The following is a 13,653-nucleotide window of genomic DNA, read 5'->3' on the forward strand; positions in this document are numbered from 1 at the left end:
TATTGCGGCTAGGAGAATTACATGGTTGATGCAGTAGTTTTAGCAGGCGGTAACGCGAAAGAATTAGCGCCTGTTCCGGCAAAAGGGCTGGTGCCGATCAACGGCAGGCCTATGGTAAACTATGTTATCGATGCGCTGCGTCGTTGCAGTGATATCGGCCGCATCTGCGTCGTGGTTCCGGTCGAATACTCGCTCAACGGAGCGGGAGAAGGCGTCGATCTCATGGTAGAAAGTGGGAGTCTTCCCGATGTTACACGAGCGGGCATCGATCATCTCGGCGCCACCGATAAGGTTCTTATTCTATCATCCGATATTCCGCTTATCACACCTGAAGCTATCACGGATTTTCTTGCCAGGTGCAGCGAGCGCAAGGCGTCGCTTTATTATCCGATCGTTAAATACGGTGAATCCGAGAAGCGTTTCCCCGATGTAAAGCGTACCTATGCACGGGTACGGGAAGGGCGTTTTACCGGCGGTAATATCGTTCTGGTCGACCCCAGTTTTATCACCAATAATATGAGCCTCATAGATCGCATTTATGAACTTCGCAAGCAACCGGTAAAGATCGCCGGTGTTTTAGGATATGGGTTTTTACTGCGGTTTATTCTAGGGCGGCTTAGCATACAACAAATTGAGGAAAGAATTGGGCAAATAACCAGTACGACATGTGCAGGGATTATTACACCCTATGTTGAAATAGGCGTCGATGTAGATAAAGAATCGGATCTTGCACTGGCAACGAAAGCGCTAGGCGGGAGCGTAAATGGGTAGAGTTACTGTATATTCTGAAGGCGCTCCTCAGCCCGTAGGGCCGTATTCTCAAGGTATTAAGGCCGGAGGTCTTGTTTTTGTCTCAGGCCAGATTCCGCTCGATCTCGAAACGGGCGAGCTCATAAATGGGGATATGAAAGAGCAGATTACAAGAACGCTGCAGAGCGTGGAGTCTGTACTAAAAGCAGGCGATAGTTCACTTGACATGGCGGTCAAAATAACCGTTTATTTAATTAATATAGACGATTTCTCAGCGGTCAATGAAGTATTCAGCGATTATTTTTCTGAGCAACCGCCAGCAAGGGAAGTAGTAAAAGTTTCTGCCTTGCCAAAAGGAGCACAGGTAGAAATCTCGGCCATAGGGTTGGCACGATAGTAGCAAAGGAGCACAAAGTGGAAATTACCAAGGTGAGCATACGAAAAGTAGAGATGAACAAAGTTAAAGCCATTGCGAGTATCACCATTGATGATGAATTTGTCGTTCATGATCTTCGCGTGGTTGAGGGCGAGAAAGGTCTTTTCGTAGCTATGCCGAGCCGCAAATTACCGAACGGAGACTTCCGTGATATCGCTCATCCAATTAACAGCGAGACCAGGGAAAGAATCCAAGCTGCGGTTATCGCTGAGTACAAAGAGCAGTTAGGTACTGCGTAAATAGTCGTTGTAGTCTTTGCAGCACGACATGGTCGGCATCCTTGAAAGGAATCATATGAAACGTGCGCTTAGGGTTGTCCTTGTAGTGCTGGCAGCTTTTCTACTGTCGTCAGGCACCGCTTGGGCTTCTTCAGAGATATCGATAAAAGTTAACGGGGTTGGCCTCTCCACAGAGATACCGCCTCTTATTGTATCGAATCGAACGATGGTACCGATGCGCAGCATTAGCGAAGCGCTTGGTGCCGATGTCGTCTGGGACCAGAAGAACCAGACAGTTATCCTCGAAAAATCAGACACCATCATCAGGCTTCCGATCGGAAGCAGCGTAGCCACCAAGAATGATCATCCGGTACGCCTCGATGTCCCCGCTATGGTTATCGAAGGACGCACCCTCGTTCCCGCACGTTTTATATCCGAGGCATTTGGCGCTGACGTGACGTGGGATAATCCAACGCGAGCCGTTCTGATTGCCGCGCAGGAAACCAGAGCTGGCAAGAGTGCTCTGGATATCTTCAATACGGCTACGGCCAGCAATGACGCCCTGTCTTCATATAAGTTTAACGGATCGATAAAAATGGCCATGTTCGCTGCTCCCAGTGCGGTTGCAACGATTAATATTGAGACTGCGGTTTATGGCGCATTTAAAACACCGCAAGAAGTATATTCCAAGACGTCGATAGTATCATCGAACTTCGACATTGACCTCGGCGACAGCGAGACCTTCACGAACGGCACCAATTATTACGAGAAGGTGGGCGACCGGTGGGAAAAACTCGAATCGTCCGGGCCGAACCAGCTTCTTGACGGCGGTGCATTCGATAACCCCACGACCATTCTTTCGATGCCGGGGAGCATAAAAAAGGTCGCGGCGTTTGGCAACGATGCGCTCGTCGCGGGTAAGCCACATTACACGATCTACCTTAAGCTCGACCCGGATGATTACAAAGCCGAACTTCGCAATACCATTTCTAAACTGGGGCCGGACGATCTCTCCGCCGATGAAAAGGCGCTGGCAGAGCGCAATTATGACGAGCTACTCAAAGGCCTTCGCTTCGATGCGGTATATAAGGTTTTTATCGATAAAGCAACGTTGGTCGCCGACTACGTCGAGATGCGAAGCATTACCAAGATGAGCGTTGAAGGGCAAGGCTTGACCACCACGAGTTCGAGCGGCTCCTTTACGATCTTTGCCATCAATCAACCGGTAGAGATGCCCGTCGTGAAGTAAAAGCCGGCAAATCGTAGCTCCGGGGAAACACCGCGAGTAACTTCGGCAACGGCAGAGCGGATATCGTTACCGCACGTTATGCAGCCCGCCGGTACTCGACGACGTTTTGCGGCCGTTCCTCCAAGAACGCAATGATATTCGACATGGTCGTATCCAGAATCCTCTGCACTGCTTCTGCGCTGTTAAATGCGTTATGCGGTGTAATAATAACGTCGTCGCGAAACAGCAGCAAATGGGTTTCAAGGGCGATCCGCAGGCGCTCACGCGTATACTCGTGCGACAAAAGTTGGCGCTCCTCTTTTATTAACCCTTCTTCCTCAAGAACATCGAGACCTACACCTTGCAATATGCCCTCATTGAGCGCTTCAACTATTCCGGCTGTTTCAACCAGACCCCCGCGCGACGTATTGACCAGTATCGCACCCCGCTTGATCATATGGATATTTCGTTTGTTAATCATGTGATGGGTGTGGGGATTGTAGGGTGCGTGAAGCGTGATGACGTCGGATACCTTCAGCAGTTCTTCAAGCGGCACGTAACGGAAGTGCAGGTTGCGCGCCAGCAGCTCGTCGGGGCGCACGTCAAAGACCACAATATTCATATTAAACCCGTGCGCTATACGGATAACATGTTGGCCGATATGGCCGCCGCCGACTACTCCCAGGGTTTTTCCTTTTAAATCGAAACCCCTCAGCCCTTCGAGGTCGAAATTGCCGCGGCGCGTGCGCTCGACCGACGGAAGAATCTTCCGTGAGAGTGCCAGTATGAGCGCCATTGTATGCTCGGCGACCGTATTCTCGCCGTACGAAGGTACGTTAGCCACGACGATGTTGCGCTCCCGACACGTATCAAGATCGATATGGTCAAAACCGGTCGACCTGGTTGCAATAAGCCGCAGTTCAGGAAGGTGTTCTATAACCGTCCCGTCGATATTTGAATAGATGAACGGTGATATTATTTCAAAACCTTCGGCAAGCCGGACATTGTCGATGGTAAGCGGCTCGGTAAAAAAGGCGAGCTGCATCTGCTTATCCATACGGTCGCGAATATAGAGTTCCTCGAAAGGCTCAACTTCGAAGAATGCTGCTTTTGCAGGCATAGTTACCATCTCCATGTGCGTAATTGAGTCACACTTATACGTATTCTTTCCAAATCGTCATGTTTTTAAGTCACGTGCAAGCGCTCTGACGTGGAATAAGGGCTCTATAGGCGAGCTTTATTGTAGCAATTATTTCAAATGGCACACCAAAATGGTATAATATGTGGTGTTCTCACAATATAACCACTGACCAGAGCATATCTTTACAGGAGTTTTTACCAGATGGGTCTTGCTGTCATTGTATTAGCGGCGGGCGAGGGTACCCGCATGAAATCATCCCGTCCCAAGGTGCTTCACGCAATCTGTGGGGAACCTATGATCCACTTCGTTCTCAAATCAGCAGCCGAGCTTTCGCCTGAGCGCACTATCGTCATTGTCGGGCACATGGCGGATACGGTACGGGCCGAGCTAACCGGGGTTGAGTTTGCGCTGCAAGAAGAGCAGCTTGGAACCGGGCACGCGGTAACGCAGGTAGAGCAGATGCTCGAAGGTTTCGCTGGTGCGGTGCTGGTTTTATCCGGCGATACCCCGCTTGTAACGGCAACAACACTGCAAAACCTATTTGCGGTGCATGAAAAACAAGGCGCAGCCGCAAGTATCCTTACCGCCAAAATCGATAATCCAACCGGCTATGGGAGGATCATCCGGGCAGGTGACGGCACGGTATCGGCTATTGTCGAAGAAAAAGACGCAAGCAATGCCGAGCGCGCGATTTGCGAGGTTAACTCCGGCACCTACTGTTTCAATAAGACTAAGCTCTTTGACGCGCTCAAGCGTATCGATTCCAATAATGCACAGGGAGAGCTTTATTTGACCGATGTAATTAAGGTTTTTAGTAACGCAGGAGAGACGATTATGGCAAGTATCGCTCCCGACGAGAACGAGATTATGGGTGTAAACACCCGCGTACAGCTTGCTGAGGCCGATGCGGTCATGCGTGGGCGCATTAACGAGCAACATATGCTGGCCGGGGTCACCATCGTCGATCCAACGACGACATACATCTCAGATGAAGCCGTAATCGGCAAAGACACGATAATCTACCCGATGACGTTTATCAGCGGTGTGACCACGATCGGTGAAGCTTGTATTATCGGCCCGATGAGCCGCATTGAAGACTGTACGATCGGCAACCGGGTAGTTGCTGAAAACGCGATCGTACGCCGGAGCACCGTCGAAGACGATGCCGCGCTTGGGCCGTTTTGCCATGTGCGACCGGCCACCCTGGTGAAAAAAGGTGCTAAGGTAGGCGGCTTTGTCGAGGTTAAAAAGAGTGAGATCGGTGAAAACAGCAAGGTCCCGCATTTAAGCTACATCGGTGATGCGCATATTGGCACATCAGTTAATATAGGCGCCGGCACTATTACATGCAATTACGATGGCGCAAATAAATATCAGACGATTATTGAAGACGAGGCATTTATCGGCAGCGACACTATGTTGGTGGCGCCGATTAAAATTGGTAAAGGAGCCTTTACGGGAGCCGGATCTGTAATAACAAAAGACGTGCCGGAGGATAGCTTATCTGTAGAGCGTTCCGAGCAGTATATTATCAATCACTGGGCACGTAAGAGGCGTAAAAAGAACGATGTTCAATTTGATTAAGGTATGGGGAGAACATGTCAAGCGAACAAAGTAAACGGTTAATGGTATTTAGCGGGCGATCCAACCCGGATTTAGGGGCAGAGATCGCTTCGCACTTGGGAGTTCAGCCCGGCAAAGTCGATATCTCAACGTTTAGCAACGGCGAGATCTATTGCCGTTACCTCGAGAGCGTCCGTGGCGCTGAGGCGTTTATCGTCCAGACGCTTGCCGAGCCGATTAACGATAGCCTTGTTGAGCTTCTTATTATGGTGGATGCCTTAAAGCGGGCATCGGCTTACAAGGTTTATGCGGTTATTCCGCACTATGGGTACGCTCGTCAAGACCGCAAATCAGCGGCACGCGAGCCTATTACCGCAAAACTGATAGCCGACCTTTTGATGACGGCAGGAATCAACCGCTTGGTTACTGTAGATCTACATGCGGGGCAGATTCAGGGCTTCTTTAATGTTCCGGTTGACCACCTGATGGGCCTCCCGTTGCTCGTCAAATATTTCGAAGATAAGAAATTAGAAAATGTCACCATTGTTTCGCCTGATGTCGGACGGGTAAAGACAGCAAAAAGATTTGCTGATAAACTCGGGGCCGAGCTTGCGATTATGCATAAAACACGCCCGCAGCATAATGTGGCCGAGATTACCCACATTATCGGCGAGGTCAACGGGCGCACCTGCATAATGATCGACGATATGGTCGACACTGCCGGAACGCTGGCAAGCGGCGCACAAGCGCTGGCGAATCATGGGGCGGTTGAGGTTTATGCCGCGGCTACGCACCCGGTACTATCCGGGCCGGCAGTCGAGCGAATTGAGAAGTCATCGATAAAAGAGCTCGTGCTGACAAATACGATACCGGTACCGGCGGAAAAAATGATTTCGAAATTCACGGTACTCTCAATTGCCCAGCTTCTTGCCAAAGCGATGAAAAATGTCTACGAGGACCGTTCGGTCAGCGATCTGTTCGATGGCCAAAATCAGTCATAGCGCAATTTGTTTTCTCATAAAATACTAGAGCACCGCGGCACTAGAGCATTAGAGCATTAGCGCCTTGAGTTATATGATAGAATACTTAAAGGAAACCATATAAATGTGGCGAACTAGCCAATAGGACTATTGTCGTGATAGCGGTGAGATAGCCCTATTGGCTACTTAGCTTATCGCTCTACGCGAAGAATATGAGGAGTGATCTTAATGGAGATAGCAGAGCTTAAAGCAGAAAAGCGCGAGATTGCCGGTAAAGAATCAAGCAAGAAGCTCAGAAGAGATGGAAGAGTACCGGCGATCGTCTACAGCGGTGGAAAGGCCACCGAGATCTCGGTAAACGCGCGGGAGTTTTCGGCACTTACGCATTCGGATGCCGGGAAGAACGTCATCGTTAAGCTAAAAATACCAGGCGTAAAGAAAGCGCCGAACGCGATTATCAAAGAAGTCCAGCGCAATCCGATTAAGAACGAGTACTTCCACGTGGATTTCCAGGAAATCGCGATGGACGAGCTGATTCAAGCCATGATCCCGGTTGTCCATGTTGGCGATGCGGCGGGCATTAAGCTTGGCGGTATCTTGGAACGTCATCTTGATCAGCTGGAAATCGAGGGTTTGCCAGGTGCTATGCCTGATCACTTAGATATCGATATTACTGATATGCAGATCGGCGATAGCATTCATGCTAAAGACGTCCAGCTACCGGGCGACATGGCTATGCTCACCGACCCGGATGCAGTTCTTCTAACGATTGCTGCTGCAGCTGCGGCAGAGGTTGAAACAACTGCCGTTGAAAGCATTGAGCCGGCAGTGGTTGCGGGCGGCGGCGAAGCTGCAGCCAGTGAAGAGGGCTAAGCACGAGCTTGAGAGGCGCGGGGCATGCCCCGCGCCTTTTTATTATGAGGGCATATGTATATAGTTGTCGGCTTAGGGAACCCAGGAATCGAATACGAAACCACGCGCCACAACGTCGGCTTTATGGTGATCGACCGGCTTGCCGATGTTGCGAACGTGAAACTCAACCAGAAAAACCGGCTTGCCCGCTGGGGTGAAGGCGTAGTAGCTGGTGAGCGCGTACTTCTTGCGCAGCCGCTTACCTTTATGAACAATAGCGGTGTGGCGGTGTGCCAGCTCCTTAATGACACTCAGACCACCGCGGAACATCTTATCGTTATCTACGACGACCTTGACCTTGAACCGGGCAGGATACGGGTGCGCACTGACGGCGGCTCCGGCGGACATAAAGGGATAAAGTCCATTATCGCCCAAGCCGGAACCGATGAGTTTATCCGGGTGCGTGTCGGCATCGGGCGCCCTCCCGGCAGAATGGACGCGGCAGACTACGTGCTTCGCCCATTTAGCGACCGCGATTGGGAAGAGATCGAGTTTGCGATTATACGGGCGACAGATGCTATCGAGTACATTATCGAAAACGGTGTCGAACGGGCGATGAACGAGTTCAACCGGAAAGAAGAGGTTGCCGAATAGATAAGTACATGTGTCTGGTATCGCGAACATGCGAGCTGCTATAGTGAAAGAAGTGAAAGTAATAAATAGGGAGGTCTGGGCAACTTTGCCGAGGCCTATTTGCTGTGCGCACCACCACTTCATTACGGTTGCGGCGCACGGAAAAGGATAGATAAGTTCGTGAGATTAGACAGTACCGTAAGCATTCTTCAAAAGAATAAACAATTTAGAGGCGTGATTGAAGATATTAGGGCCGGCGAGCAGACCGTGATGACGGTCGGCACAGCAGCCCGCCCATATGTGGTCGCAGTGCTTTACGCTGCTCTCAATCGCCCTATCTTTATTATTACCCCTAACGCCGAGCGGGCGCGTCGCACGGTGGCAAACGCACGAGCGTTTGGCACACCGGCGGAGCTGTTTCCCGACGTTGAGACCATGCCATATGATTCTTTAAGCCCGAGCGCTGCCGCCATCGGTCGCCGGTTCGCTGTTCTTGAGAGCATCGAGGCCGGCACTCCCGGCGTTTGGGTGGCGCCCGTTCAGGCGGCACTTCGAACGATTCCACCGGCATATGAAGGCGTACATCGCTCACGCAGTCTTCGTGCCGGCGATGAGATCGACTTCTATAAACTGGCCGACGTGCTGGTGGCGATGGGATACGTACGCGTTCCGCTCGTTGAGGACAACGGGCAGTTTAGTTTGCGCGGCGGCATCATCGATATCTTCCCATCCCACATGGATGAGCCGGTACGGGTCGAGCTTTTCGGCGATGAAATTGATTCAATTCGCCCGTTTAGTGCATCGACACAGCGCTCAAACGGCGGCCTAAAAGAAGTTAAGTTATACGGTTGCCGCCAGGTTGCGTTAACGGATATAACCGTCGCGCGAGCGTCAAAAACACTGCCCGAGGACGTGCCGGAGTGGCTTGCCGATGAAATCGGCAGAATCAAGGACAAACAGCATTTCGAGGGAATCGATAAGTATCTGCCGTTTTTCTACGAGGCGTCCGAAACCGTTACCGATTATATACCGCGCAAGGCGATTATAATTATTGACGAGCCGGAAGAAGCGTTTCAGCACGCCGGGCACTACCTTGAACAACAGCTCGCTTATATCGATCACTTAGTCGAGCACGGGGCGATGGTAAAACCGGTCCGCTCATATTTTGCCGATCCGTCCGACGTGCGCGCACGTGTTGCCGTTGAGCTTACGTCAATCGGTTCAGATTCAGACCGGTTTGTATGCAAGGCCGCTCCCATTCAACACACCTCCGGAGCGAAGCTTACCGAGCTGCTTGCCGGGTATCTTGGGCGAGGCATGACAACGGTGGTTTCCTGCGTCGATGACGGGCAATGCAATAAGCTTGCTCAATCACTTGCCAGGGAGAACGTCGATTTTTCCCGTGATTTCAAACCGGGCGCCAAACGGGTCAGCCTTCTCACCGGAAATCTGCAAAGCGGTTTTGAGAGTAGCGATCTTAATCTTGCCGTTATTGCGATAGCCGATATTTACAGACATGCCAGCGTGTCTACCAAAAGAAAACCCGCTGAAAAGGGTACGGCGATTAGCAGTATCGCCGAGCTTGCGATCGGCGATTACGTCGTGCACAGCGCGCACGGAATCGCTGTATACGCAGGCCTGCAGCGCCGTGAAGTCGCCGGAGTCATCCGCGACTATGCATTGTTAGAGTATGCGGGTTCCGACCGCCTCTTTGTACCGACCGATCAACTCGATCGTATTACGAAATACATCGGTGCAGCGGGTGAAACCCCGCCGGTATCGCGGCTCGGCAGCGCCGATTGGCTCAAAGCCAAAAAAAAAGCGAAAGCCTCGGTTAAAAAAGTCGCCTATGATTTACTCTCACTCTACGCCACCCGCGCTCAGGTAAAGGGAACAGCGTTCTCACCCGATACGCCGTGGCAACAGGAGCTTGAAGACTCGTTCATCTACGACGAGACGCCGGATCAGCTCATGGCGATCGAAGACGTTAAGAGCGATATGGAAACCGATCGCCCTATGGACCGTTTGATCTGCGGCGATGTCGGTTACGGAAAGACCGAAGTGGCGGTTCGTGCCGCCTTTAAAGCCATCGCCGACGGCAAACAGGTGATGGTGCTCGTACCGACGACAATTCTGGCACAGCAACATTACAGCACGTTCAGCGAGCGGCTCTCGGCGTTTCCGGTTTCGGTAGAAATGGTAAGCCGGTTCAAAACGGCCGCGCAACAAAAAGATATCATTACGCGATTTAATGAGGGTAAGGTCGATGTCTTAATCGGCACGCACCGTTTGCTTTCAAGCGATGTCAAGCCGTTGGACCTGGGACTCATCATTATCGATGAGGAGCAGCGCTTCGGTGTTAACGACAAGGAAAAACTCCGGGCATACAAGCAAAGCGTCGACGTCCTGGCGCTATCGGCCACGCCGATTCCCCGCACGCTGCAAATGTCGCTTGCGGGCGTGCGCGATATGTCGACAATTGAGACGCCGCCGGAAGGGCGAACGCCGATCGTTACCCACGTCGGGCAGTATGACGAGGACATGCTTATTGCAGCTATTCGGCGCGAGCTCGGTAGAGGCGGCCAAGTCTATTATGTACATAATCGCGTTGAAAGCATCGACCGCGTCGCTAGGCGGGTAAACGAGCTTATTCCGGATGCGCGCGTCGGTGTGGCGCACGGCCAGATGAGCGAGCACCAGCTTGAGAAGGTAATGATGACATTCCTCAAGCGGGAATACGACGTGCTGGTGTGTACGACCATCATTGAATCGGGGATCGATATCCCATCGGTTAATACGCTTATTGTCGATCACGCCGAGATACTCGGGCTTGCACAGCTTTACCAGCTCAGGGGCAGAGTCGGTAGGACAAAAGAGCGCGCGTACGCGTACTTCTTCTATTCGCCGCAGCGGGTGCTGACCATGCAGGCGTTTGAGCGCCTTAAGACAATCAGCGACTTTACCGCGCTCGGTTCGGGCATCAAGATAGCCCTTCGCGATCTAGAGATACGAGGCGCGGGTAGTCTGCTTGGCGCCGAGCAGCACGGCCACATGTCTTCGGTCGGGTTCGAGCTCTACTGCCAAATGCTGAAAGAGGCAATCGATGAGTTCGAAGGCAAACCGGTGGTCGACCCGACCGAGATCAAAATCGATATCCCGGTGAGCGCATATGTTCCGGATGCGTATATTACTGAGGAGAGCCTGCGCATTGAAGCATATAAAAAGGTGATACTCGCTAACGACATGTCGGATATTGAACAAATCGGTATCGAGCTGTCCGACCGATACGGCGCACGCCCCGAACCGACTGAGAGGTTGCTGGATATCGCTAAACTCCGCGTACTATGCAAACAATCTGGAATTAGTGAAATAACGTATCAAAACAAAAAACTTCGTATAGCGCCGATCGCATTTGCCCGAAGACAAGAAGTGACACTGAAAAGTAAGTACCACACGGTATCGATTAACACCCAACGGCAGTATCTTTCAGCAACTTTGCAAGAACCCGCCCACATAATACCTTTTCTTTTCAGGTTATTTGATGATATAATGAGGGCGCTCACTACGGAGGTAATGGTAAGCCAGAAAGCGAGGTAATTAAATGAAGTTTTACAAGTACGGAATATTAGCAGTTGCCATGAGTGCGGTAATTGCTGTATCCGTCGTGGGCTGTTCCGGATCAAAAGTTGATGTGGCAGCAACCGTTAACGGCAAGGATATTAAGATTGCTGAAGTTGATAACCGGCTCGCACAGATGACCGGTCAGCCAGTATCTGCACTTACGGGTCAGCAAGGTGACCAGCTCAAAGCACAGTATAGGGATAAGGTGCTCGATCAGATGATCGATATGGAGGTTCTACTCTCTGAGGCCGATAAGCGTGGTTTACAGGCAACCAGCAAAGACATCGATAAAAAGGTCAAAGAGATATTAAAGACCTACAACTTCAAAGATCAAAAAGCGCTTGAGGATGCACTTAAGCAGCAAAACTTGACTTTCGCACAGTTCAAAGAGCAGTTAACCCAGAGCATTCGGGTTGAAAAACTCGGTGATTCGCTTACTAAGAGTCTTAAGGTGAGCGATAAGGAAATCACGACCTACTACAATAAGAATAAGACCAAGTTCGCAGTCAAAGACCAGATCCACGTTGCCCATATCCTGGTGCAGAAGGAAGACCAGGCTGCTAAAGTCCTCAAAGAGATTCAGGCTGGTGGCGATTTCGCTAAGCTTGCGAAGCAATACAGCATTGACCCGGGCAGCAAAGATAATGGAGGCGACCTTCCATTAACAGACAAGGAGAAATTCGTCGCTGAATTCTCGAAAGCGGCTTGGGCACTTAAGCCAGGTCAGATTAGTGGGCTTGTAAAAACATCATATGGTTACCATATTATTAAGATGATCGAGAAGAAGGATGCTTACCAAAAGACTCTCGATCAGGCAAAGAAAGAAATCAAAAACACATTGCTCGCTCAGAAAAAGCAAGAGATATTTGCGAAGTGGCTTGCTGACGCAAAGAAAAAGGCAAGCATTAAGAAATACCTGACAACGCCATCTACTACCGCTGCTCCTGCGGCTGATGCACAGCAAGGCGCACCGGGCGCACCGGGCGCAAGTTCAGGTACGGGTAGTACGGGAACGCAGTCTACCCAGGCAGCGCCAACACAGCCCAGCCAGTCAGCACCGGCATCAGGCCAATAAACAAGTTAATATAACCTTACGGTTACGCAAGAGCCCGCTTTAAAAGCGGGCTCTTTTTTATTTCCTCTATCCGGCTCGTTAGCCCGAGTTAATTCCCGGGAATTACTATTCCATGATGTACGCTCGAAAGAGTATGAACGCCTTCATGCAGCGCAGAAAAACCGTTTATACAGCCATGCGTAGCAAAAGGTACATTAAGGAGCTGAGCGTGTGTACTTCGAGCGCCATTTCATGGTATTGTTGTCGACATAGAGGTGAGGGATGTGTCAAAAAATTATGGGTGCGAGCGCCTCGTTGAGCTCATGCGCAGACTTCACGCGCCCGACGGGTGCCCCTGGGATAGAGAACAAACGCATGAAAGCCTAAAGCGGTATCTCATCGAAGAGGCATATGAATTCATTGAAGCGGTCGATAACCACGACCCCGAGCACCAGAAAGAAGAGCTCGGCGACTTACTTCTGCAAATCGTCTTTCACGCTGTAATTGCCGAGGAAGCCGGCGAGTACAATATGAACGATATCGTCGAAGGTATCGTCACAAAACTGGAACGACGTCACCCGCACGTGTTCGGCAAATGCGACGTTTCCTCGGCAAATGAAGTGGCAATAAATTGGGATGAGATAAAACGCGAGGAAAAGAAAGAACGGCAAGCATCGGCTATTGCCGGCATACCCACGTCGCTGCCTGCGCTGTTATACGCAAATAAGCTGCAGAGCAGGGCGGCAAAAGTCGGATTTGACTGGGACGATGTCGGCGGTGCCATCGAGAAAATCACCGAAGAGCTTGATGAACTCAAAGAAGCTCGAACCGGCAGTGGCCGTGTTGAGGAAGAGCTCGGCGATCTGTTGTTTACTGTGGTCAATGTCGCCCGGCACTTCGATATCGACCCCGAACTTGCTTTGAAAGGCACCAGCAATAAATTCGAGCGCCGGTTTCGCTATATGGAGCAGCACGCGGCTGACATGAATACTACATTATCGGCAATGTCACTGCCAGAGAAAGACGCGCTCTGGGACCAGGCGAAAGAAACGGGTATTAATTAAGTTTTACACATAAAAGGAGATGCTATGAAAGAGGTAGTCGCTGACCGCTCCAGGGAATATATAGTAGTACAACCTGGAGTAGATAGGCTATAGGCTGGATATTGTTCTGGGGC

General features: G+C 51.0%; 12 protein-coding genes. 11 read left to right on the top strand and 1 reads right to left on the bottom strand.

Annotation, left to right across the window (positions count from 1 at the left end; genetic code table 11):
• The first annotated feature begins 21 nt into the window (after window positions 1-21).
• Genes VGK02_10170 through VGK02_10185 form a run of 4 tightly spaced genes read left to right on the top strand, consistent with a single transcriptional unit; the run spans window position 22 to window position 2,653 of the window.
• Window positions 22-771 (top strand): nucleotidyltransferase family protein, encoded by a 750-nt coding sequence (locus VGK02_10170; protein ID HEY3375416.1) that lies wholly within the window; start codon window positions 22-24, stop codon window positions 769-771.
• Window positions 764-1,147: a Rid family detoxifying hydrolase gene (locus VGK02_10175; protein ID HEY3375417.1), complete on the top strand. Its 384-nt coding sequence runs from the start codon at window positions 764-766 to the stop codon at window positions 1,145-1,147. Before VGK02_10170 ends, VGK02_10175 begins: the two co-directional genes overlap by 8 nt.
• Before the next feature lie 17 nt (window positions 1,148-1,164).
• Window positions 1,165-1,425 (top strand): septation regulator SpoVG, encoded by a 261-nt coding sequence (spoVG, locus tag VGK02_10180; protein HEY3375418.1) that lies wholly within the window; start codon window positions 1,165-1,167, stop codon window positions 1,423-1,425.
• A gap of 55 nt (window positions 1,426-1,480) precedes the next feature.
• On the top strand, window positions 1,481-2,653 hold the full coding sequence (locus VGK02_10185; protein ID HEY3375419.1) for a copper amine oxidase N-terminal domain-containing protein: 1,173 nt from the start codon (window positions 1,481-1,483) through the stop codon (window positions 2,651-2,653).
• Window positions 2,654-2,729: 76 nt separating this feature from the next.
• Here VGK02_10185 and VGK02_10190 read toward each other — a convergent pair whose 3' ends face one another.
• Window positions 2,730-3,752, bottom strand: a complete 1,023-nt coding sequence (locus VGK02_10190) for a hydroxyacid dehydrogenase (GenBank protein HEY3375420.1) — start codon at window positions 3,750-3,752, stop codon at window positions 2,730-2,732.
• 222 nt (window positions 3,753-3,974) lie between these two features.
• Here VGK02_10190 and glmU point away from each other — a divergent pair, with 222 nt between their 5' ends.
• The 7 genes from glmU to mazG all read left to right on the top strand — a co-directional run bounded on the left by glmU (window position 3,975) and on the right by mazG (window position 13,540).
• A complete protein-coding gene (gene glmU, locus VGK02_10195) occupies window positions 3,975-5,357 on the top strand; it encodes a bifunctional UDP-N-acetylglucosamine diphosphorylase/glucosamine-1-phosphate N-acetyltransferase GlmU (GenBank protein HEY3375421.1) in 1,383 nt (460 codons plus the stop codon).
• A 14-nt stretch (window positions 5,358-5,371) separates the two neighbouring features.
• On the top strand, window positions 5,372-6,337 hold the full coding sequence (locus VGK02_10200; protein HEY3375422.1) for a ribose-phosphate pyrophosphokinase: 966 nt from the start codon (window positions 5,372-5,374) through the stop codon (window positions 6,335-6,337).
• Window positions 6,338-6,544: 207 nt separating this feature from the next.
• Window positions 6,545-7,189, top strand: coding sequence for a 50S ribosomal protein L25 (locus VGK02_10205; protein HEY3375423.1), 645 nt, complete (start codon window positions 6,545-6,547; stop codon window positions 7,187-7,189).
• A gap of 54 nt (window positions 7,190-7,243) precedes the next feature.
• Window positions 7,244-7,822 carry an aminoacyl-tRNA hydrolase gene (pth, locus tag VGK02_10210; protein ID HEY3375424.1) on the top strand — a complete coding sequence of 193 codons (579 nt, stop codon included), beginning with the start codon at window positions 7,244-7,246 and terminating at the stop codon, window positions 7,820-7,822.
• Window positions 7,823-7,981: 159 nt separating this feature from the next.
• Window positions 7,982-11,398, top strand: a complete 3,417-nt coding sequence (gene mfd, locus VGK02_10215) for a transcription-repair coupling factor (GenBank protein HEY3375425.1) — start codon at window positions 7,982-7,984, stop codon at window positions 11,396-11,398.
• Window positions 11,399-11,402: 4 nt separating this feature from the next.
• Window positions 11,403-12,497 (top strand): peptidylprolyl isomerase, encoded by a 1,095-nt coding sequence (locus tag VGK02_10220; GenBank protein HEY3375426.1) that lies wholly within the window; start codon window positions 11,403-11,405, stop codon window positions 12,495-12,497.
• A gap of 263 nt (window positions 12,498-12,760) precedes the next feature.
• The gene (gene mazG / locus VGK02_10225; GenBank protein HEY3375427.1) at window positions 12,761-13,540 is read left to right on the top strand and encodes a nucleoside triphosphate pyrophosphohydrolase; all 780 of its coding nucleotides are present in this window, start codon (window positions 12,761-12,763) and stop codon (window positions 13,538-13,540) included.
• Window positions 13,541-13,653 lie beyond the last annotated feature (113 nt).

Source organism: Candidatus Aquicultor sp. (genome assembly GCA_036504445.1).
In the GTDB taxonomy this organism is placed as follows: Bacteria; Actinomycetota; Aquicultoria; order Aquicultorales; family Aquicultoraceae; genus DASXVE01.